Annotated in this window: 26 protein-coding genes; 8 read left to right on the top strand and 18 right to left on the bottom strand. The window is 63.1% G+C overall.

Annotated features, from left to right (window positions below):
• Positions 1-64: 64 nt before the first annotated feature.
• Positions 65-475, top strand: coding sequence for a hypothetical protein (locus X727_RS152560; RefSeq protein WP_023669104.1), 411 nt, complete (start codon positions 65-67; stop codon positions 473-475).
• A 63-nt stretch (positions 476-538) separates the two neighbouring features.
• Here X727_RS152560 and X727_RS152565 read toward each other — a convergent pair whose 3' ends face one another.
• Both X727_RS152565 and grxD read right to left on the bottom strand, forming a co-directional pair.
• Positions 539-1807, bottom strand: a complete 1269-nt coding sequence (locus tag X727_RS152565) for a multidrug effflux MFS transporter (RefSeq protein ID WP_023684881.1) — start codon at positions 1805-1807, stop codon at positions 539-541.
• Between the two features lie 118 nt (positions 1808-1925).
• Positions 1926-2261 carry a Grx4 family monothiol glutaredoxin gene (gene grxD / locus X727_RS152570; protein ID WP_023669102.1) on the bottom strand — a complete coding sequence of 112 codons (336 nt, stop codon included), beginning with the start codon at positions 2259-2261 and terminating at the stop codon, positions 1926-1928.
• A 160-nt stretch (positions 2262-2421) separates the two neighbouring features.
• On the opposite strand from grxD, the gene X727_RS152575 reads away from it, so the two are divergent.
• A complete protein-coding gene (locus X727_RS152575) occupies positions 2422-3231 on the top strand; it encodes a phosphodiester glycosidase family protein (protein ID WP_023706456.1) in 810 nt (269 codons plus the stop codon).
• A gap of 12 nt (positions 3232-3243) precedes the next feature.
• Here the strand turns inward: X727_RS152575 and X727_RS152580 are convergent, their stop codons facing one another.
• The 3 genes from X727_RS152580 to purL all read right to left on the bottom strand — a co-directional run bounded on the left by X727_RS152580 (position 3244) and on the right by purL (position 6329).
• Positions 3244-3477: a BolA family transcriptional regulator gene (locus X727_RS152580; RefSeq protein WP_010909092.1), complete on the bottom strand. Its 234-nt coding sequence runs from the start codon at positions 3475-3477 to the stop codon at positions 3244-3246.
• Between the two features lie 99 nt (positions 3478-3576).
• Positions 3577-4101: a hypothetical protein gene (locus X727_RS152585; RefSeq protein WP_023706458.1), complete on the bottom strand. Its 525-nt coding sequence runs from the start codon at positions 4099-4101 to the stop codon at positions 3577-3579.
• Entirely contained in the window at positions 4098-6329 is a 2232-nt protein-coding gene (purL, locus tag X727_RS152590; protein ID WP_023834169.1) for a phosphoribosylformylglycinamidine synthase subunit PurL, read from the bottom strand. The genes X727_RS152585 and purL overlap by 4 nt, the downstream gene beginning before the upstream one ends.
• 188 nt (positions 6330-6517) lie before the next feature.
• On the opposite strand from purL, the gene X727_RS1000000168505 reads away from it, so the two are divergent.
• Positions 6518-6682 (top strand): hypothetical protein, encoded by a 165-nt coding sequence (locus X727_RS1000000168505; RefSeq protein ID WP_023669098.1) that lies wholly within the window; start codon positions 6518-6520, stop codon positions 6680-6682.
• 30 nt (positions 6683-6712) lie between these two features.
• Here the strand turns inward: X727_RS1000000168505 and X727_RS152595 are convergent, their stop codons facing one another.
• Positions 6713-8122 (bottom strand): PLP-dependent aminotransferase family protein, encoded by a 1410-nt coding sequence (locus X727_RS152595; protein ID WP_023834168.1) that lies wholly within the window; start codon positions 8120-8122, stop codon positions 6713-6715.
• Between the two features lie 93 nt (positions 8123-8215).
• On the opposite strand from X727_RS152595, the gene X727_RS152600 reads away from it, so the two are divergent.
• Complete coding sequence (locus X727_RS152600; RefSeq protein WP_023834167.1) at positions 8216-8461, top strand: DUF1127 domain-containing protein; 246 nt, start codon at positions 8216-8218, stop codon at positions 8459-8461.
• Between the two features lie 12 nt (positions 8462-8473).
• On the opposite strand, the gene X727_RS152605 is transcribed toward X727_RS152600, so the two are convergent.
• The 5 genes from X727_RS152605 to purC form a co-directional block, all read right to left on the bottom strand.
• Positions 8474-9118, bottom strand: a complete 645-nt coding sequence (locus X727_RS152605; protein WP_023834166.1) for a Pr6Pr family membrane protein — start codon at positions 9116-9118, stop codon at positions 8474-8476.
• Positions 9119-9122: 4 nt separating this feature from the next.
• Entirely contained in the window at positions 9123-9533 is a 411-nt protein-coding gene (locus X727_RS152610) for a hypothetical protein (RefSeq protein ID WP_023697575.1), read from the bottom strand.
• Between the two features lie 41 nt (positions 9534-9574).
• Entirely contained in the window at positions 9575-10243 is a 669-nt protein-coding gene (purQ, locus tag X727_RS152615; protein ID WP_023711489.1) for a phosphoribosylformylglycinamidine synthase subunit PurQ, read from the bottom strand.
• Between the two features lies 1 nt (position 10244).
• On the bottom strand, positions 10245-10487 hold the full coding sequence (purS, locus tag X727_RS152620) for a phosphoribosylformylglycinamidine synthase subunit PurS (RefSeq protein WP_023669092.1): 243 nt from the start codon (positions 10485-10487) through the stop codon (positions 10245-10247).
• Between the two features lie 88 nt (positions 10488-10575).
• Positions 10576-11370, bottom strand: coding sequence for a phosphoribosylaminoimidazolesuccinocarboxamide synthase (gene purC / locus X727_RS152625; protein WP_013532127.1), 795 nt, complete (start codon positions 11368-11370; stop codon positions 10576-10578).
• Between the two features lie 275 nt (positions 11371-11645).
• On the opposite strand from purC, the gene X727_RS152630 reads away from it, so the two are divergent.
• Both X727_RS152630 and X727_RS152635 read left to right on the top strand, forming a co-directional pair.
• Positions 11646-11966: a DUF1476 domain-containing protein gene (locus tag X727_RS152630; RefSeq protein WP_023834165.1), complete on the top strand. Its 321-nt coding sequence runs from the start codon at positions 11646-11648 to the stop codon at positions 11964-11966.
• A 127-nt stretch (positions 11967-12093) separates the two neighbouring features.
• Positions 12094-12867, top strand: a complete 774-nt coding sequence (locus tag X727_RS152635; RefSeq protein ID WP_023715987.1) for an HpcH/HpaI aldolase/citrate lyase family protein — start codon at positions 12094-12096, stop codon at positions 12865-12867.
• Between the two features lie 19 nt (positions 12868-12886).
• Here the strand turns inward: X727_RS152635 and X727_RS152640 are convergent, their stop codons facing one another.
• Positions 12887-13441 carry an alpha/beta hydrolase gene (locus tag X727_RS152640; protein WP_023834164.1) on the bottom strand — a complete coding sequence of 185 codons (555 nt, stop codon included), beginning with the start codon at positions 13439-13441 and terminating at the stop codon, positions 12887-12889.
• Positions 13442-13635: 194 nt separating this feature from the next.
• Here X727_RS152640 and X727_RS152645 point away from each other — a divergent pair, with 194 nt between their 5' ends.
• Positions 13636-14448 (top strand): VOC family protein, encoded by an 813-nt coding sequence (locus X727_RS152645; RefSeq protein ID WP_023724197.1) that lies wholly within the window; start codon positions 13636-13638, stop codon positions 14446-14448.
• A gap of 15 nt (positions 14449-14463) precedes the next feature.
• Here the strand turns inward: X727_RS152645 and X727_RS152650 are convergent, their stop codons facing one another.
• The 4 genes from X727_RS152650 to X727_RS152660 form a co-directional block, all read right to left on the bottom strand.
• Positions 14464-15192, bottom strand: coding sequence for a metallophosphoesterase family protein (locus X727_RS152650; protein WP_023834163.1), 729 nt, complete (start codon positions 15190-15192; stop codon positions 14464-14466).
• Between the two features lie 8 nt (positions 15193-15200).
• Positions 15201-16502, bottom strand: a complete 1302-nt coding sequence (gene purB / locus X727_RS152655; protein WP_023834162.1) for an adenylosuccinate lyase — start codon at positions 16500-16502, stop codon at positions 15201-15203.
• Between the two features lie 59 nt (positions 16503-16561).
• Positions 16562-16981 carry a hypothetical protein gene (locus X727_RS01000000164630; protein ID WP_245261990.1) on the bottom strand — a complete coding sequence of 140 codons (420 nt, stop codon included), beginning with the start codon at positions 16979-16981 and terminating at the stop codon, positions 16562-16564.
• A gap of 101 nt (positions 16982-17082) precedes the next feature.
• Positions 17083-17808, bottom strand: coding sequence for a DUF2259 domain-containing protein (locus X727_RS152660; RefSeq protein WP_023745980.1), 726 nt, complete (start codon positions 17806-17808; stop codon positions 17083-17085).
• A 136-nt stretch (positions 17809-17944) separates the two neighbouring features.
• On the opposite strand from X727_RS152660, the gene X727_RS152665 reads away from it, so the two are divergent.
• Positions 17945-18199, top strand: a complete 255-nt coding sequence (locus X727_RS152665) for a DUF2171 domain-containing protein (RefSeq protein ID WP_023669083.1) — start codon at positions 17945-17947, stop codon at positions 18197-18199.
• A 7-nt stretch (positions 18200-18206) separates the two neighbouring features.
• Here the strand turns inward: X727_RS152665 and X727_RS152670 are convergent, their stop codons facing one another.
• Complete coding sequence (locus X727_RS152670) at positions 18207-19226, bottom strand: P1 family peptidase (protein WP_023745981.1); 1020 nt, start codon at positions 19224-19226, stop codon at positions 18207-18209.
• Positions 19226-20296: a branched-chain amino acid ABC transporter substrate-binding protein gene (locus X727_RS152675; RefSeq protein ID WP_023745982.1), complete on the bottom strand. Its 1071-nt coding sequence runs from the start codon at positions 20294-20296 to the stop codon at positions 19226-19228. The genes X727_RS152670 and X727_RS152675 overlap by 1 nt, the downstream gene beginning before the upstream one ends.
• Between the last annotated feature and the right edge of the window lie 159 nt (positions 20297-20455).

Raw genomic sequence — 20455 nt, 5'->3', positions numbered from 1 at the left:
GCTTTCGTCAAGTATATTGGCTCTGTTATAGTGTCCAATCTCTCGCGAAGTCGGAAGCTGCGAAATGAAACATCGGTCCGCAATTGTTGCAACGGCGCTTGCACTTGCCTTGGCCGCCGCTGGCGCCACTGAGGCAAGATCGCAGGAACGCGCGTGCGGCAGTCGCGATCCCGTCGATACCATAGACGAGATGTTTTCCGCGATCTTTGCCTGTTGGCAGCCGCCGCCTGGAAGTGCTGGCATGACCCTGACGCTGAGTTTCTCAATTCGCAAAAACGGCACGCTGATGGGCAAACCGCGCGCCACTTTCTCCCATATGGGAGATGATGCCTCGCTCAACCGGGTCTTTGTGTCATCCGTGCTCGAAGCTCTCGACAAGGCTCTGCCGATGCCTCTTTCGGACAGCATGGGTGGCGCCATCGCAGGGCGCCCGCTGTTCCCTCGTTTCACGGCAGTGATTGGCGGCGCATCCTGAAACGCGTCGCTTGAAGGTGGCTGCGGTCTGAGACAAATAAAACTCGTAGCGCAGAACAGTTGCTCAATGCAGGTCGGTGACGTGCCCTGAAATGGGTGGGTTGTGCGGCTGGAACATCTTGCCGCGCTCGGCGATCAGGATCATCAGCAGGGCCGCGACCGAGACGCTGCAGAAGCCGGCGGCAAGCGGCGTCACCGTGCCGTTGAAGGCCTGGCCGATCAGCGTGCCGAGGATGCCGCCGAGAAAAGTCTGCATGAAGCCCAGGATGGACGACGCGGTGCCCGCCAGTTGGCCGAGCGGCTCCATCGCGAGCGCGTTGAAATTGGCGCCGAGCGCGCCGAACGGGAGCATCGCGCTGGCGAAGAAGGTGATGAACAGCCAGAGTGGCATCTTCATTTGAAGCGAAACGGTGAGCCAGGCAAGGCTGATCACCAGGAACAACAGCAGTGCGCTCTGCGACAGGCGGCGCATGCCGATGCGGCCGACCAGGCGCGAGTTGAGGTAGTTCGAAAAAGCGAGAACGCCGGCGACACCCGCGAAGATGACAGGAAACAATTCGCCGACATGAAAAATGTCGACATAGATCTGCTGTGCGGAGGCGATGAAGCCGAACATGGCGGCGAAAATGAAGGTGCTGGCAAAGGCGTAGCAAAGCGCCATGCGGTTGGTGAGCACGATGCGGAAACCACCGACGACGGATGAGACTGTCAGCGGCCGGCGGTACTCCGGATGCAGCGTCTCCGGCAGCCGCAGCAGCGACCACGCCGACACGATCAGCGCTCCGACGGCCATGGTGACGAAGATCCAGTGCCATGTTGCGAACAGCATGATGAACTGGCCGATCCCAGGCGCGATCACCGGGATGGCCATGAACACCATGAAGATCAGAGACATCACCTCGGCCATGCGCCGACCGTCGAACGTGTCGCGCACGATCGAGACGGCGATGACGCGGGTCGCCGCCGCACCGATGCCTTGCACCAGCCGGCACAGCAGCAGGACGGCGAATGACGGGGCGATGGCGGCAGCTGCCGCCGCCACGACATAAATCGCCAGCCCGGCAACGAGCGGCGCGCGGCGCCCGAACCGGTCCGAGATCGGTCCGAAGAAAAGCTGTCCGCCACCGAAGCCCAATATATAGGCGGTGATCACATACTGGCGGTGGTTTTCATTCTCAACGCCAAGCGTGGCGCCGATTTGCTGCAGTGCCGGCAGCATGATGTCGATGGCCAGCGAGTTCAACGCCATCAGTGCCGCGCAAAGCGCGATGAATTCCCAGCGCGGAATAGGCAATTTGCGTGCCTGTTGCGGCGCTTTTGCTGGCTGGTCCACGGCGGGTCCGATCTTCAAAACGAATATGCGCCGGCATGCCGGCGCATAAGTTCGTCCTCACTCCGATAGGGGGAGGTAACATTTTGCCGGGGCGGGGCTGCCCCGTCTCAACTCAGAATCAGGCTGTCGCTTTGACGCTGACGCCCTTGTCGACGAGCAACGTCTGCAGCTCGCCCGCCTGGAACATTTCGCGGATGATGTCGCAGCCGCCGACGAATTCGCCCTTGACGTAAAGCTGCGGGATCGTCGGCCAGTTCGAATATTCCTTGATGCCTTGGCGCAGTTCGGCCGAGGTCAGCACGTCGACGCCCTTGTAGTCGGCGCCGATGTAATCGAGGATCTGGACGACCTGGCCGGAAAAGCCGCACTGCGGAAAACCGGGCGTGCCCTTCATGAAAAGGACGACGTCGTTGCCCTTCACTTCGCTGTCGATGTAGTCGTTGATGCCGCTCATGAGATATCCTTTCACGCCTGTGGGAGTCAGGCTCGAAGCATAGCCATCAAATAAACCCATAGATGGGCCGAAACAAGATGTTTGCGCCGCCGTCGCGGAAATGGCGCAAAGGATCGCCTGTCTTGGGCCAAGCATCCCTGCCGATTGCAGCCTCCGGGACATGATGAAAAGACGATATGGCGCCGCCCTTCTGATCGCCATCCTGCTGGCCGCGATTGCCGTTGTCTGGTGGCCGAGACGCCCGGAGCCGCCGCCGCTGGTCATTGGCGGTGACCTGCCCGCGCCTTGCCGGAATGTCGCCTTCGAGGCGGTGACCTATGTCGTCTGCACGGTCGACCTGCGGACCTACAACCTCGCTGTCTTTCACGTCGGTGCCGACGGCAAGCCCTTCGGCTCGCTGGAGGCCTTCGGCAAGGCGGTTGCGGGCGAGGGGAGGCCGGTGCTGCTCGCCATGAATGGCGGCATGTATCACGAGGATTTGTCGCCGGTCGGCCTGCTGGTCGAGAACGGCAGCGAAAAGTCGCCGCTCAACCTTGCCGATAGCGAAGGTAATTTCTTCCTGAAGCCGAACGGCGTCTTTCTGGTCGGCAAGGACGGCAAGGCGGCTGTCATGGAAAGCAACGCCTATGCCGCCGCCAAACCCGATGTCGCCTTCGCCACGCAGTCGGGCCCGATGCTGGTGATCGATGGCCAGATTCATCCACGCTTCGAGCCGAACGGAACCTCGCGCTACGTCCGCAACGGCGTCGGCGTGCGCGATGAAAACACCGTTTTGCTGGCGATCTCGCGGTCTGAGGTAAGTTTCGGCAGCTTTGCGCGGCTGTTTCGCGACGCGCTACAATGCCGCAACGCGCTGTTCCTCGACGGCGCGGTCTCCGCGCTGTCGGATGGCGACAGGATGATTGTCGGCGGAAGATATCCGGCAGGGCCGATCATTGCCGTGTTGGCAAGCCAGCCGCCGACGCGCTAGGCCAGCCTGGCGTCAGTCCGGCACACTGGTCTGCAACGCCAGCGCGTGCAGCACGCCGCCCATATTGCCCTTCAGCGCATCATAGACCATCTGGTGCTGCTGGACGCGGCTCTTTCCGCGGAAGCTTTCAGCCACCACTTCGGCTGCATAGTGATCGCCGTCACCGGCGAGGTCGCGGATCGTCACCTTGGCGTCCGGAATGCCGTCCTTGATCAGTTTTTCGATGTCGTGGGCATCCATTGCCATGGCAAAATCCTGTTCTGGGCGGCTAGGCACGAGTGACTCGGACGGCAGCCTAAAGCCTTTCTGGTCCGGGTTGAAGCCGTTCTGTCGGCGACGCAGTGTCTAAGGGCCATCCTGCCGCGGGTGAACCACACCATCTTCTGTAATGTCGTCGCGGGTCGAGAACCCCCGGCCAAGGCTGAACACCAGGACATAGAGCGGGATGTTGAGCGCCAGGGTGATAATCGGGAGATAGCTGGTCATCTGCCACAAGGGCGAAAAGAATGGTTGGCCATAGCCGTCGCAGATCAGCGATGACCCGTATTCCCACAGCGCGCCGGTAATGACCGCAATGGCAAATAGCTTGATGCAGGTGGCGACATGCCTTGCGCGCGCCGGGTTCGGCAAAAGGCGGCTCCACAGCACCAGGCAGACGATGGGGATCGCATAGATCAGACTTTGCAAGGCCAGCATCTGCAGTGTGCCATTGGCCGCCTCAAGGAACTGGTCACGCCTTTCCAGCAGCGGACAGACCTCGCTCGAGGTCGTCGACAGCAGGAAAAAGACGAACGGCCCGAGGAACCAGAAGAAGAACAGCGACGGCCAGAAGACGACTGCGATCAGCGTCCGGGCTGCCAGGCTGGTCAACTGGACTTGTCCATGAAGTTCGGGAACCAGCCTTCGTGGGCGGCGGTCAATTCGCTGACCGGGATCGCCCTGGCATCGCCGAGCTTCAGTTCGTTTCCACCGGTCGAGCCGATCCATGGCGCAAAGATGCCGAGCTTGCTCTGTTCCTCGCGGATGGCGTCCCATTCCTTGCTCTGCGGATCGACGGACAGCGTCAGGACGTAACGGCCCTGGTCTTCGCCGAACCAGACCGGGATCGGGTCGGTGCCGGCGAGCCCCGGAATGGTGGCGCCGATGCCGGACGCCATCGCCATTTCGGCCAGGGCTATCGCCAAGCCGCCATCGGAAAGGTCATGCGCCGCGGTCACGACGCCCGACGCGATCAGCGCGCGCACGTGGTCGCCGACGCGCTTTTCATGGGCGAGGTCGACGGATGGCGGCGGCCCGTCGGTACGGCCATGGATGTCCCTGAAATAGGCGGACTGGCCGAGATGGCTGCCCCAGCTTGCGGGTGCGCCGACCAGCAGGATCATCTGGCCCTCGGCGGCAAAGCCGATACGGGTCATCTTCGACCAGTCGGCAATCAGCCCGACGCCGCCGATGGTCGGCGTCGGCAGGATGCCCTGGCCGTTGGTTTCATTGTAGAGCGAGACATTGCCCGACACGATCGGGAAGCCGAGCGCGCGGCAGGCATCGCCAATGCCTTTCACCGCGCCGACCAGTTGGCCCATGATCTCGGGCCGTTCCGGATTGCCGAAATTGAGGTTGTCCGTCGCCGCCAGCGGCAGCGCGCCGGTGGCGGTAAGGTTGCGCCAGCATTCGGCCACCGCCTGCTTGCCGCCTTCATACGGGTCGGCCTCGCAATAGCGCGGCGTCACGTCGGAGGAGAAGGCGAGCGCCTTGGTCGGATGGCCTTCGACGCGCACCACGCCGGCGTCGCCGCCCGGAAGCTGCAGCGAATTGCCCTGGATCAGCGTGTCGTATTGCTCCCATACCCATCGCCGCGACGACAGGTCCGGCCCGCCGAGCAGTTTCAGCAGCGCGTCGGCGACATCGGCCTTCGGCGCATCGCCGGCGGCAAGCGCCGCAGGTTTCTTCGGCTCGACCCAGGGGCGGTCATATTCCGGCGCCTTGTCGCCAAGGTCCTTGATCGGCAGGTTGGCGACCTCGTCACCCTGGTGAATGACGCGGAAGCGCAGATCGTCGGTGGTCTTGCCGACAATGGCGAAGTCGAGGCCCCATTTGTGGAAGATCGCCTCGGCTTCCTTTTCCTTCTCGGGGCGCAGCACCATCAGCATGCGCTCCTGGCTCTCCGACAGCATCATCTCATAGGCGCTCATGCGCTCTTCGCGCACCGGCACCTGGTCGAGGTGAAGCTCGATGCCGAGGTCGCCCTTGGCGCCCATCTCGACCGCCGAACAGGTGAGGCCGGCCGCACCCATGTCCTGGATGGCGATGACGGCGCCGGACGCCATCAGCTCAAGGCAGGCTTCGAGCAGGCATTTTTCGGTGAAGGGATCGCCGACCTGCACGGTCGGGCGCTTCTCGTCGATCTTGTCGTCGAACTCGGCCGAGGCCATCGTGGCGCCGCCGACGCCGTCGCGGCCGGTCTTGGCGCCGAGATAGACGACCGGCAGGCCGACGCCCTTGGCTTCCGACAGGAAGATCGCATCTGTCTTGGCGAGGCCGGCGGCAAAGGCGTTGACCAGGATGTTGCCATTGTAGCGGGCGTCGAAATTGACCTCGCCGCCGACCGTCGGCACGCCGAACGCATTGCCGTAGCCGCCGACGCCGGAAACCACGCCGCTGACAAGGTGCCTGGTCTTGGGATGGTCGGGTGCGCCGAAGCGCAGAGCGTTCATCGCCGCAATCGGCCGCGCGCCCATGGTGAAGACGTCGCGCAATATGCCGCCGACGCCGGTCGCCGCACCCTGGTAGGGCTCGATGTAGGAGGGATGGTTGTGGCTCTCCATCTTGAAGACGACGCAGTCGCCGTCGCCGATATCGACCACGCCGGCGTTCTCGCCCGGACCCTGGATGACCTGCGGCCCGGTGGTCGGCAGCGTGCGCAGCCATTTCTTCGAGGATTTGTAGGAGCAGTGCTCATTCCACATCGCCGAGAAGATGCCGAGTTCGGTAAAGCTCGGTTCGCGCCCGACCAGATCGAGGATGCGCTGGTATTCGTCGGGCTTCAGCCCATGCGCGGCTATGAGTTCCGGGGTAATCGGCACGGAATTGGAAATGGTCATGGGCGGCGATTGGTGTCCATGGGAGAGGGGAATTTGAGTCCCCTCATATCGCAAGCTTTGGCGTGATACACCCCATCGGATGACGAAAAACGCCGGAAAACCACAGGGCGACGATGGTAGCGGGGAGCCGCTGGGGAACGCTATGGCATCCCGGCCGTTAGGCCTCAAACCAATCAGGAGATTTCGACATGGCCACCAAGCAAGGCAAGAAAGACAATCGCCTCTCCGACAAGGAGGCCATGCATATTGCCGAGACCACCGACGTTTCGCCCAAGCAGGCCAAGGACCTGGCCGAGAAGCACGGCAAGGACAAGGGCGCGAAGGAAGCCAAAAACTTCAAGGCAGAGGGCTGAACCTGAAGATCGGGATACAGGAGGATCGAGTCAGGACGAACTGTCGTAGCCGGCGCGGCCTTCCTCCAGCAGCCGCCGGATCACCGCGACGCCGCCGGTGATGTCCTCGCGCCGCCTTGGCTGCGAGACGCCGAAACGCACGCCGTGAAAAACCTGCTCGGAACGCCCCGCCTTGAACTCGTCCTCGTCGTCGAGGAGCACGCCATTTTCGAGGCATGCGCTCCTGAAAGTGCCGGACAGCCAAGGATCGGGCAGCGTCAGCCAGACGAAGGGCACGCTGCCGTGTGACTTGAAGGCGAAACCGGCCAGTGTCTCGCGCACGATGGCGATCCGGGCGGCAATTTCGGCAATGCTGCGTTTGCGGATATCGCCAGCCTGCCCTGACAGCACCAGCCGCGCATTCACCTCCGCCAGCAGGAACGGCATTCCGCCGGTCATCATCTTGTGGGCGACGCGGATGCGATGGCGATAGGCGGGCGGGCAGGAGAGCCAGCCGCCGCGAACACCTGCCGCGACCGATTTCGACAGACCGCCGGCGACAATGGTGCGCTCGGGCGCATATTCGGCGATGAGCGGCGTCGGATCTTCGGTCAGGCCGCCATAGAGATCGTCCTCGATGACGATGACATTGTACGCGCGCGCGACGCGGGCGATCGCCTCGCGGCGCGAAACCGACAGGATCGCCAGCGTCGGGTTCTGCACCGTCGGCATCAGGAAGATCATCTTCGGGTGCTTCTGCGCGCAGACGCGTTCGAAATCCTCGGGATCGAGGCCTTCTTCGTCCGATGCCACCAGTGCTATGCGCCGCCCGATCAGCCCGGCGCTGCGGGCGATCTGCGAATAGGTGAGGTGCTCGAAGACGACATAGTCGCCCGGCGTGGTCAGTGCCGCAATCGCCGCCATCACCGCGGCATGCGTGCCAAGCGTGGGAACGATGGTGTCGGCCGCCGGACGGAACGAATTGCGCGACAGCCACCGGGCGCCGGCCTCGAACCAGCGCTCCGGAAAATCCCTGGTGTAGCTCGAAATCTCGTGCGGGTGTTCCTGCACCGTGCGCGAGAGCACGTCAGCGACAATGGCGCCCTGGCCGATGTCGGGCGCGGCAGTGCTGTCGAAACGCAGTTTGCCGGGCGGCGCATCGACATAGCGCGTGCCTTGCACGGCAGGCTCGGCGAATTCGGGTGACGCTTCCGATTGCTGCGCCAGCACATAGGTCCCGCGACCGACTTCCCCGCTCACCAGGCCGCGCTCGCGCAGCAGCTGATAGGCTCGGCCGATCGTGCCGACCGTCGTGCCGATATCATAGGCGAGATCGCGCTGCGGCGGCAATTTTGCCCCGGCATCGATGACGCCCTTGTCGATGTCCGACTCGATGCTGTCGGCAAGGCGCTGGTAAAGCGGGCCGGAACCGATGGTGAGGTCAGGGAGCCAATTTGTCATGGTGACAATTCTGTATATTGCACCAGATCGGGTGTCAATGCATATCAGAACCGTACCAAGATGGGTACAATTTGCAAGGTTGGCAGAAAGACAATGGATACAATCGAGACAATTCGCTGCGCGGGCATTGAATTGGTCGGGCCTTGCCCGTCCAGCCGGCGAGGCTTTGTCGGCCGGATCGTGCATGTGGTCAGATCGCTGGCGCGATGGATCGACGTGCTGATCGAGCGCCGTCGCGGCCGCCTGGCTTTGCTCGAAATGACCGACGAGCAGCTCAGGGACATCGGTGTGTCGCGTGACGACGCTCACCGCGAAGGCATCAGGCGATTCTGGGACTAACTTGTAGTCTGGTCAGCGGCGTGTGCCCGGAGCCCTGAGGCGTGAGACGCCCTTATCGGCAAGCACGGCGAGGATGCACAGCACCAGGAAAACACCGGTGACGGCCAGCGCCGCAAGGGCGACGTTGGCCGCGCCGTTTTTCGCAACGTCGAGGAACGGGTAGGGCACTTCGCCTGCGATCGGTGCGCGCGCCAGCGCATAGGCGAGATAGGCGATCGGATAGGCCATCCACCACGAAATGTCGCTCCAGCGTGTCCTGCCGTCAGCGCCTGCAACAAGCCACCACAGCACGAACAGCACCGGCGTCACATAGTGCAGCAGCACGTCACAGAGCAGGAACAGCCCCTGCGGCTGCCAGAGCTGCGCCAGAACCGTCGCATAGACGATGAAGACAAGCGCGATGGACACGGCGACGCCGGCCCGCATCCGCGGTCCGGCAAAGGCGGGCAGCCAGGCGTAGCCCGAAGGCGACAGCAGCGAGACATGGACCAGCACCGCACCGATGTTGGTCAGGATGGTGAAGAAGCTGAACAGAAAGACGATGGAGCCGAGAAAACTGCGGCCGGCCTCCATCGATGCCGGGATGGTGATGCACGCTTGCAGGACAAGCCCGGCCAGACCTATGACCAATCCCGCAAACTGCAGGAAGCGGCCCATGGCGTCAGGCGGCCGCGTTGCAGGAGGGGTTGCCCGTTTGCCAGCGCGCAATGTCGGATCCGATGCGCGCGCCGAGCGGATCGTCCATCAGCGGACCGAACACGTCGACGCGGCTGGAATTGCCTTGCGCCTGGACGACCAGCAGCGGCTTGCCGCCATAATGCTTGGCCGGCACCAGCAGGAAGCGGGGCGTGCCGCTGAACGAATTCAGCTCATTGGCCATCTGATAGGATTTGAAGGCGGGATCCTTGCTGGCGATCCAGCATTTGTGGGCCGATATCGCTACCTGTTCCATGGCCAGCAGCGAAGCGCTCTTGCCCGTGGGGACCGGCGCGCTCTTCGGGCTGGACTGGCAGGACGCCAACGCCAAGCCGGCAGCAGCCAGGGGACCTAGGCGAACAATCATCAGTCTCATGGTCAACCGCCCCCGCGTTTTGAAAGGAATTCGAAGAGATATCAGGCGGCGATGCCGAGCGCGCCTTCGAACAGGGCGCGGCCGTCGCTTCCGCCATGCGCTGCCTCGATCAGGTTTTCGGGATGCGGCATCAGGCCGAGCACATTGCCCTTCTCGCTGACGATACCGGCAATGTCGTTCATCGAGCCATTGGGATTGCTGCCCTCGGCATAGCGAAACACCACCTGTCCTTCGCCTTCGAGACGGGCAAGCGTGTCGGCGTCGGCGAAATAATTGCCGTCGTGATGCGCCACCGGCGTGCGGATGATCTGACCCGGCTGGTAGCGGCGGGTGAACATGGTGTTGGCGTTGGCGATTTCGAGCTTCACCTCTCGGCAGACGAATTTCAGCGAGGCATTGCGCATCAGCGCGCCGGGCAAAAGGCCAGCCTCGACCAGGATCTGGAAGCCGTTGCAGACGCCGATGACCATGACGCCCTTGGCCGCCTTTTCCGCCACCGCCCGCATGACCGGCATGCGCGCGGCAATGGCGCCGCAACGCAGATAGTCGCCGAACGAGAAGCCGCCGGGAATGGCGATCAGGTCCACATCAGGGATTTCGGTGTCGGTCTGCCAGACGGTCGCCGGCGCCTGCCCGGAGATCTTGGTCAGCGCCGCAATCATGTCGCGGTCGCGGTTGAGGCCGGGGAGAAGAACGACAGCTGATTTCATATCAAGCGATCTCCACCGCGTAATTCTCGATCACTGTGTTCGCCAGCAGCTTGTCGCACATGGCTTTCAGATCGGCTTCGGCCTTGGCCTTGTCGGTCTCTGAGAGCTCGAGGTCGAAGACCTTGCCCTGCCGCACCTGGCCGACGCCGCCGAACCCCAGTCCGGACAGAGCGTGCTCTATGGCTTTTCCCTGCGGGTCGAGCACGCCGTTCTTGAGGGTGACGGTGATGCGGGCCTTGATCATGCTGGACAGGTTCCTGTTCGAAGACTTAGCAATTCCAGGAAAAGTCTGAAGCGGTTTTTCGTCCGGAATCGCGTCAAGAAATGAAGACTTAGTGCGGCTTGCCTTTGAGGCCATCGGTCGAGGCGACGAGCACCGGGCCGGTCGGGCGCGGCGGCTCGTTCTCGTTCATGATGCCGAGGCGGCGGGCAACTTCCTGATAGGCTTCGACGAGGCCGCCCATATCGCGGCGGAAACGGTCCTTGTCGAGCTTGTCCTGCGTTGCCACGTCCCACAGCCGGCACGAATCCGGCGAGATCTCGTCGGCAACGACGATGCGCATCATGTCGCCCTCGAACAGGCGGCCGCATTCGATCTTGAAATCCACGAGCTGGATGCCGACACCCATGAACAGGCCGGAGAGGAAGTCGTTGACGCGGATGGCCAGCGCCATGACGTCGTCGATCTCCTGCGGGCTTGCCCAGCCGAAAGCGGTGATGTGCTCTTCCGACACCATCGGATCGTCGAGCGCATCGGCCTTGTAATAGAATTCGATGATCGAGCGCGGCAGAACGGTGCCTTCCTCGATGCCGAGGCGCTTGGACAGCGAGCCGGCGGCGACATTGCGCACCACCACTTCGAGCGGAATGATCTCGACTTCCTTGATCAACTGCTCGCGCATGTTGAGCCGGCGGATGAAGTGGGTCGGAATGCCCATGCGGTTCAGATGGTTGAAGATGTACTCGGAAATGCGGTTGTTGAGCACACCCTTGCCGTCGATGACCTCATGTTTCTTCTTGTTGAATGCGGTCGCATCATCCTTGAAGAACTGGATAAGTGTGCCCGGTTCCGGTCCCTCATAGAGGATCTTGGCCTTGCCTTCATAAATGCGGCGGCGATTTTTCATCTGATTTTTCTCTGGATTTGCGGGCAGGCGGCAAGCGACCAGTTCCTGTCCGTCTGCCTAAATTGGTGCGGCGACGGGTGGGGTTCAATGCCGGGTCTATCCCAATCACAGCGTTTGCTCAATCGGCAAATCCTTTCCATCGACCGCTTTCAGGAATGAAATGCCGCAGCGCAGCAAGCGATGTAGCATATTGACCGGCCCGCGCCCTTTTGGTTTGTGCTGCGGCAGCACACATATCCATCACCAACGCGAATCGATTTCATCGGAGGGAAGCCATGAGCAGCATGAAAGACCGCGAAGAGGGTTTTGAGCGCAAATTCGCCTTCGACGAAGAACTTCGCTTCAAGGCTTCCGCACGCCGCAACAAGGCGCTCGGTCTGTGGGCCGCCGAAAAGCTGGGCAAATCCGGCACTGACGCCGACGCCTATGCCAAGGAAGTTGTGGTTTCCGACATCGAGGAAGCCGGCGATCACGACGTATTCCGCAAGATCCGCAAGGATTTCGACGCCGCCGGCGTCGACCAGACGGATCACCAGATCCGCCGCACCATGGACGAACTGATGGCGCAGGCGATCGAGCAGATCAAGAACACCTAGAGCGAGTAGCGCTGGACCAATCGACCGCCCGGTCCAGCCGGGCGGTTTTTCTTTGCCTTTTCAGCCTTTTCCGGCTGAAACTGTGCGTAGGCCTGTTACAAGGCTCTACCCAACGAGGAAAGCACCCATGTCCCTGAAGTCACGCCTGGCGGCGGATGAAACGCTGTTCACCGCCTGGTCCGGCGTTCCGGACGCTTTGACGGTCGAAATCATCGCCAAGCAGGGTTTTGACGCCGTCACCCTGGATATGCAGCATGGCGGACACCACGAAGACTCGGTCTTGCGCGGCCTGGTGCCGGTGCTGGCCGCCAACAAGCCGGCGCTGGTGCGCATTCCGGTCGGCCGCTTCGACATGGCCAGCCGCGCCCTCGATTTCGGTGCCGAGGCGGTGATTGCACCGATGGTGAATTCGGTGGCCGATGCAAAACTCTTTGCCGCGGCGATGAAATATCCGCCGATGGGCGAGCGCTCCTGGGGCCCGACCTATGCTTTTCCGCGCCATGGCAAAGGCGACCACGCCGAATGGCTGCGCGACACCAATCAACGCACCATGGCCTTTGCCATGGTCGAAACGCGCGCCGCACTCGATGCGCTGGACGGCATCCTCGACACGCCGGGCATTGACGGCATCTTCCTCGGCCCATCGGATTTCTCCATCGCCTGGTCGAATGGCGCCACCGTCAATTCGACGCTGGAAAGCATGATGGAAACCGTCGCCTCCATCGCCGAGCGGACGCGCAAGGCGGGCAAGCATGCGGCGATCTACGTCGTTGAGCCGGCGATTGCCGGCCGCGTCGTGGCGATGGGCTACCGGCTGCTGGCGATGGGCTCGGACCATGCGCTGATTTCGCTCGGCGCAAAGACACTCATCAAAAGCATGAACGATTCGATCAAGGGCTGAGGCGTGGTGCCTTGCCCGGTCAGGCCTTGAGGTCGGTCAGGAACTTGGCGAAGGTCATCGACCCTTCCGGCCACGGGCCGAAGCCGGCATCCTCATTGAGGTGACCGGCTTCGCCGGCATCGATGAACAGCGAACCCCAGGCAGCGGCAATGTCCTCGGCAACCTCGAAGGCGCAGAACGGATCGTTGCGGCTGGCGATGACGATGGACGGGAAGGGCAGCGGTTCGCGCGCATAGGGACCAAAGGTCATCAGGTGACGCGGCCTTATCTCCGGGTTGGCGACGTCGGGCGGCGCGACAAAAAACGCGCCGGCGACCGGCTTCCTGAACTGCGGAATGGCCTGCACCGCGGCCGCCACACCGAGCGAATGGGCAACGATCACCACCGGCCGCTCGGCCTCGTTGACAGCGTTCGCCACGCTCGTCGTCCAGTCCTCGCGCACCGGCTTCGACCACTCCGCCTGTTCGACCCGACGCGCTGTCGACAGTTTCGACTGCCAGCGTGTCTGCCAGTGTTCGGGGCCGGAATTGGTGTAGCCCGGCACGATCAGAATATCTGCGTCTTTGACTTTCATGGCGCTGAGATAGCGAGCGGCCGTGTCTCCTGCAACCCGCGCTGACGCATGCGGTGCATCACAATTGTGAACAACCTGTTCGATTCTTTCCATCTTGTGTGAACGATCAGGATCGACGATTTGAGGCAGGAAGAGATGGACGACAGAATAGACTGGTGGCGCGGCCTGGGATAACGCGCTGAACGGAGAGTTTTATGAGCGAACTGCCTTTTGCCGCGACGACCCCCGTCAGCGTGTCACGCGTGGGCCTGAAGGCGCGCGACGCCGAAGGACTTGCCGATTACTACCGGGCTGTTGTCGGCCTGCAGGAATTGAGCCGCGCCGATGGCGCCATCACGCTGGGCGCTGCCGAGCGCCCGCTGCTGGTGATCGAGCCTGACGCAGCGGCCAAGCCCGACGATCCGCGCAGCGCCGGCCTGTTCCACACCGCTTTCCTGCTGCCCAGCCGCGCCGATCTCGGCCGCTGGATAAACCACGCCGCCGCCAACAAGATCCGCATCGAGGGCGCCTCCGACCATCTGGTCAGCGAGGCTCTCTACCTGACCGACCCCGAAGGCAACGGCATTGAAATCTATAGGGACCGTCTGCCGCAGGAGTGGAAGTGGAACGGCGACAAGATCGCCATGGCGACCGAGCGGCTGAACCTGGCTGCCGTGGTTGGCAGCGTGCCGGCCGGTGACGCCGGCTGGCAGGGCGCGCCGCAAAACAGCATTGTCGGCCATGTCCATCTGCGCGTCGGCCGGCCGGAAGATGCCGAGGCCTGGTGGCACGACGAATTTGGCTTCGACACGGTCGCTAAGTATGGAGGGCAGGCGGTGTTCCTGTCGTCGGGAGGCTACCACCATCATATCGGTGGCAATTCGTGGCACAGCGCCGGTGCCGGCCGCCGCGATCCGTCCCGCTCGGGTCTGACCTGGGTCGAGATGCGCTCGGACAAGACAACCGCTGAAACCACTCGGGAAGATCCGTGGGGCACGGTTATCCGCACCGTGCCGGGCGCCGGCTGAGCGCCCGCTCGGTTCTTACAAGGAATTGGCGGCGTAGCCCGTCAGCAGCCCATGCGCCCAGCTGTCGAAGCCGGTGGCTGTCGCGCGGGTGGACGCCTCGGTCCAGTCATAATTGACCACGTGATGGCTGAACGACCATTGTCCGTCCTTGCGCGTAGCGAGGGCGTAGCGGGCATGCGGACTGCCGGTCACGGTCAGGCCGGGGAATGCCTGGACGCCGACGCTGCCCGGGTTGAGGATTGTCCGGTTGTCCGACAAGCGCACAACGCGCGGCGTATGTGTATGGCCGCACAAGATCAGCCCGGCGCCGGCGCTGCCCAGCTTGTGCCTGATCTGCTTTTCATTGGAGGGGTGGAAGTGGCTGCCTCCGTCTTCCTCGAGCAGGAACACGTCGTCGTCACTGGGGCTGCCATGGCAAAGCAGGATGTCCGGGGCAGGCGACAGGGTGACCGGCAAGGCCGAGAGCCAGGTCAGGGATGTCTCAGAGAGGCGTTGGTGGGTGAAAGCATCGACGTCTTCCAACCCGGAAGCAGGCGGCTCGACCAGCACACGGTCGTGATTGCCGCGCACGGTCGGCCAATTCTGCGCCATCAGATATTGCGCGGTTTCTTCAGGCCATAGCGGCCCGGAAAGACAATCGCCCAGATTGACGATTATGTCGGGAGAAGCGTCTTTGATCTGCGCATGAACCGCCTCAAGCGCGCGCAGATTCCCATGGATGTCGGAAAGGGCAGCCAGCCGCATGGAAGATCCTATCCGAAAACCCGCTTGAAGATCGTATCGACATGCTTGGTGTGATAGCCCAGGTCGAATTTCTCGCGGATCTCGGCTTCGGGCAGCGCTGCGGTGACTTCCTTGTCGGCCAACAATTCCTCAAGGAAATCAGCGCCATGTTCCCATACCTTCATGGCGTTGCGCTGCACCAGGCGGTAGGCATCCTCGCGGCTGACGCCGGCTTGCGTCAGCGCCAAAAGCACGCGCTGCGAATGCACAAGGCCACGGAACTTGTTCATGTTCTTCAGCATGTTGTCGGGATAGACCAGCAATTTGTCGATGACGCCGGTCAACCGCGACAGCGCGAAATCGAGTGTTACCGTGGCGTCCGGGCCGATCATTCGCTCGACCGAGGAATGCGAAATGTCGCGCTCGTGCCAGAGCGCGACATTCTCCATCGCCGGCAAGGCCATGGACCGCACCATGCGGGCAAGGCCGGTGAGGTTTTCGGTCAGCACCGGGTTGCGCTTGTGCGGCATTGCCGACGAGCCCTTCTGGCCCGGCGAAAAATACTCTTCCGCTTCCAGCACCTCGGTGCGCTGCAGATGGCGGATCTCGGTCGCCAGCCGCTCGACCGACGAGGCGATGACGCCGAGCGTGGCAAAGAACATGGCATGGCGGTCGCGAGGGATGACCTGCGTCGACACCGGCTCCGGCTTCAGCCCAAGCTTTTTCGCCACATGTTCTTCGACATAGGGATCGATGTTGGCGAAGGTGCCGATCGCGCCCGATATGGCGCAGGTGGCAATATCCTCTCGCGCGTGCACCAGCCGCTCGCGGCAGCGTGAGAACTCGGCATAGGCCTGCGCCAGCTTGACGCCGAACGTGGTCGGCTCGGCGTGGATGCCGTGGCTGCGGCCGATGGTGACGGTGTCCTTGTGCTCGAAGGCCCGGCGCTTCAGCGCGGCGAGCAGGCCGTCGAGGTCGGCCAGCAAAATATCGCTGGCGCGGCTGAGCTGCACCGCAAGGCAGGTGTCGAGAACATCCGATGAGGTCATGCCCTGGTGGATGAAACGCGCATCCGGCCCGACGAATTCGGCGAGATGGGTGAGGAAGGCGATTACGTCGTGCTTGGTCACGGCCTCGATCTCGTCGATCTTGCCGACGTCAAATTTTGCCGCATTGCCCCTTTCCCAGATGGTCTTGGCGGCTTCCCTGGGGATGACGCCGAGCTCAGCCAACGCATCGCAGGCATGGGCCTCGATTTCGAACCAGATGCGGAAGCGGGTTTCCGGCGACCAGATGGCGACCATTTCCGGCCGGGAATAGCGAGGGATCATCCGTCAGTCCTGATATGTCGGTGGTTAAGTGCGCCTCCTATCAGAGGCGGACCGAATGCTCAACGCTGCCGGCGTGCAAACCACACGCTGGCGGCGGCAAGCGCGATGAATCCGAGCGGAAAATAGAGCCTGATACCCAGCACCACGAACTGGTAGAGCGCCGTCAGCGAGGTGAAGACCAGTTCGAACGCCCACCGGGCGGTGAAGGCCTCCGCGTGCCATTCGGCATAGTAGGAGCGGTATTGCAGCGCAAACAACCCGCCGGTGAAGGCGAGCGTCGTGGCAAGCAGGCAGACGAAGGCGGCGGCGAACGCCACCTCCCAATGCCGGTCGAGCGAGACCAGCCGCGCCGCGAACAACCCGACGGGAAAGGCCAATGCCGCGCCGGTCGCAAACAGCAGGGCGACGAAGCGGATCTTTTCCGGGGTCTCCCAATTGTCGAGCCAAAGACCGGTCAGCGCGCTGGCGCCCATGGCCATCGCCCACAGCAAGGCGCCGACAAGCGCCGTGCCCGTCGCTGGTACGGCGCGGCTGACGCGTTTTCCGGCGCGCTTGCGCCAGCTGGATTGATCGAGCGCAGTCACAGGCGTCCGGTCACGGCGATCCAGCGAAAATCCGGCCCTTCGAAGCCGTATTGGCGCACCGCGATCAGCACCGCATAGGCGCTGATGCTGTCCATCGAGAACGTCTGCACCGCGCCGATCCTGTAGCCGTTCGGGCAGCCACGGCTTTTCGGGATCGATTTATCCTCATGCAGCAGATGGGTCTGGCCGCCATCCCTGGCCTCGATCCGCAGCAAGCGAAAACCGTTGATCTCGCCCTGGCTCTGGCAGCTTTCGGTGTCGTTCATGCCGATCTCGTCGAGCCGGAATTCCAGCGGCGGGTCGACCGGCGAAAAGATCGGCCGTGGGTTGACCACCATGCGGAACGGGTCGGCCGACAATTCGGTCACCGGGTTGAAGCCGGCGGTGATGCCGCGGTTGGCGGTAAGCTCGGCCTGGGCAATGATTGCTTCGCCTTTTTGCCTGGCTTGCTGACGGGCCGTCTCGAGCGAGGCGGTCTCATCCTTCAGCCGGACCCGGATTGGCGTGCCCTTCAGGAACGTGTCGTCGGCGGTGTTGATGTAGTAGCGATTGGCATAGGGAAAGCCCGAACCGTCTGCCACACCATATTCCTCGAAGGTGAAGACGCTGCCATCCTTGCTGAAGCCGAGGATTTCAAGCTCGGCGACATCGCCCGCTCGGGCGGCCATGGCGGATGCCAGATGGACCAGCAGGCAAACGCCAATCAGGACGAGATTTCGCATCGGGGTTCCGCTCCGCCTGCCTGGTTCGATCGTTCCCTATCACGAGACAGTCAAAACATCGTGCTATTCGAAAGGCGATGCATCCAATTTCGCCTCTGTTTGTTATCGTCGATCGTTTTCAAAAGGAGAACACCCCATGACTGAGGCCAGCAAGATTCGCGAGCATATGGAAGTGGTCGGCGCCGACGGCGTTCACATCGGCACCGTCGACAGGGTCGATGGCGAGCGGATCAAGTTGACCAAGGCCGACAGCGGCGAGGGCGCCCATCAGGGGCATCACCACTACATTCCCTTGAGCCTGCTTGCCGAGGTCGAGGGCCAGAAAGTCTGGCTGTCGGCGAATTCGGATGTCGCGGTCAGCTTCGAGGAAGAGGAGTCCGACCCGACCTGACTGAAAGTCAGCGCGACGACCACACCGGAAACAGATCGCCATCGGCCGGCGTCGCGGCATGGATGCCGCGGCTGATGGCGCGCGCCATGGTGGCGCCGGCGGCGGCAAAGAAATCGACGGCATCGTCGGCGCTGAGTTCTATGCCGCTCTTCCCCGTCGCCAGCGCGAACACCAGATCGCCGTCAGCCGGCGTGTGCACGGGCCAGATGGCGCGCACGAAGCCGTCATGCGCTGAAATGGCCAGCCGCTTGGCTGCCGCCTTGGTCAGCACGGCGTCGGTGGCGATGACGGCGATGGTGGTGTTGCCACCGGCCTCGGCTTGTCCACCGACACGCTTGTCGCGGTATTTCAACAGGATCCGCCTGGCATCGTCCGGCATTGGCGAGGGATAGCCGAGCCCGCCGAACTCATCGCCGATCTCGAAGGGCGCCGCCCAGAAATAGCGTGTACGGGCAATCGTCACCGAGCCGGTCGGGTTGGCGGCGGCGAGCGCGCCGATGGTGACGCCGCTGTCGAGCACAGTCGAGGCAGAGCCAAGGCCGCCCTTCAGCCCGGAACTCAGCGCCCCGGTGCCGGCGCCGATTGTGCCGAGCGGAAAGTCGACTGTTGCCGCCTGGGCGGCTTGGTAGCCGAGGTCGCGGTAGGGAGGATAACGGCCCCAATCCTTGTCGCCGCCATTGCGCAGGTCGAACAGGATCGCCGCCGGCACGATCGGCACGCGAAAGCCGCCGACATCGATGCCTATGCCGTTTTCACGCAACGCCGCCTGCACCCCCGATGCGGCGTCGAGGCCGAAGGCCGAGCCGCCCGACAGCACGACGGCATGAACCGCCTCGATGGAATTGTGCGGTTCGAGCAGGTCGGTCTCGCGCGTGCCCGGCGCGCCGCCGAGGATCTGCACGCCACCGACCGCCGGTTCATCGCACAGCACGGTCGTGACGCCCGATTTCAACCTTGCGTCCGACGCGTTGCCGACGCGCAGGCCGGCGACATCGGTGATCAGATTGCGCGGCCCGGTGCGAAACATCAATTCTTCTCCGCCGGCACGAAATGCGTCCCGTCGAAGCGGAAGGCGCGATAGAGGTTTTGGCTCAGATCGCCTTTGTCGTCGAACCGCAGCGGGCCGATCGCGGTGGTGAAATCATGCCCGGTTAGCGCGTCGGCCAGCCCCTTGCCCGAGGTCTCGGGCGCGGCCGAGGCCGCCTTGGCAATCTCCACCGCCGCGTAGGCCGGCAAGGCATAGCCATCCGGCGCGATGTTTTTGGCCGTAAACGCCGCCAGCACCTTGGGATCGGCGACATCGGCCCATTCCGGCGGCGCGATCATCAGCGTGCCGATGGCGTAAGGCACATCGCCGGGTGGCGTGCGCAAATTCTCGCCGCCGGCAAAGACGATGCCGGCCTCGAGCTGGCCGGCGTCGCGGCCCATAATGGCGATGTCGTCGCCGTCGCCACCGGCAAAGACATGCGTCGCGCCTGATTTCTTCAGCCGGCCGATCAGCCCGATCTGGTTGTCGAGCTGGGGCCGGAACGTGTCTGTGAAGACCGGCTTCAGCGCCGCCTGTTCGGCCGCTGCGCGCAGCGTCTCGGCGATTTCGCGGCCATAGATGGTGCCGTCATCGACGATGGCGAACAATTCGCTCTGCCACAGCCGGGTCAGGATGGCGGCCACCGCATTGCGCTCGTCGTCGCCGCGTGGCCCCAGCCGGTAGACCGGCCAGCCGGTTTTGGCGCGGCGGTCGGTCAGGCTTTCGGTGCGCACGCCAACGGTGATGACCGGTATGTCAGCGTCCTTGAGGATCGGCAGCGCCGCCTGGATCGCCTCGGTGCAGAGGAAGCCGACGACGATATCGACCTTCGCAGCGGCGAATTCCCTGGCGGCGGCAGCCCCGCCATCGGCGGTGCAGGCATCGTCGACCGTCTTGATCTCGGCGCTGTTGGCTTCTGCTGCCAGGGCAGCACCCGCCTCGATCTGCTTGCCCAGGATCGCCGACGGACCGGACAGGGGCGCGGCGACGCCGACAAGCAGCGTCTGCGCGCCGGCGCTTGCCGGCAGCAGCCAGAGCAGTGCCGCTATTACAGCTGTTGGGGGTCGCATTCTGAAGACGAATTCCTCCGTGCCGGTCGCATGCTTCCAGCGTCTCTTCCGCCAAGACCTAAAGGCTGCCCGTCCCAGGCGCAACACGGGAATTTGCGGATTGGCGTCAACCACTTCGCTTGTGGCCTATTGTGTGCCGCCATATATAACGCTTGGATT

The organism is Mesorhizobium sp. L103C105A0 (assembly GCF_000502215.1).
GTDB lineage: Bacteria > Pseudomonadota > Alphaproteobacteria > Rhizobiales > Rhizobiaceae > Mesorhizobium.
Note: the sequence above shows the minus strand (reverse complement) of the source record. Positions and strands in the feature narration are given on the sequence as shown.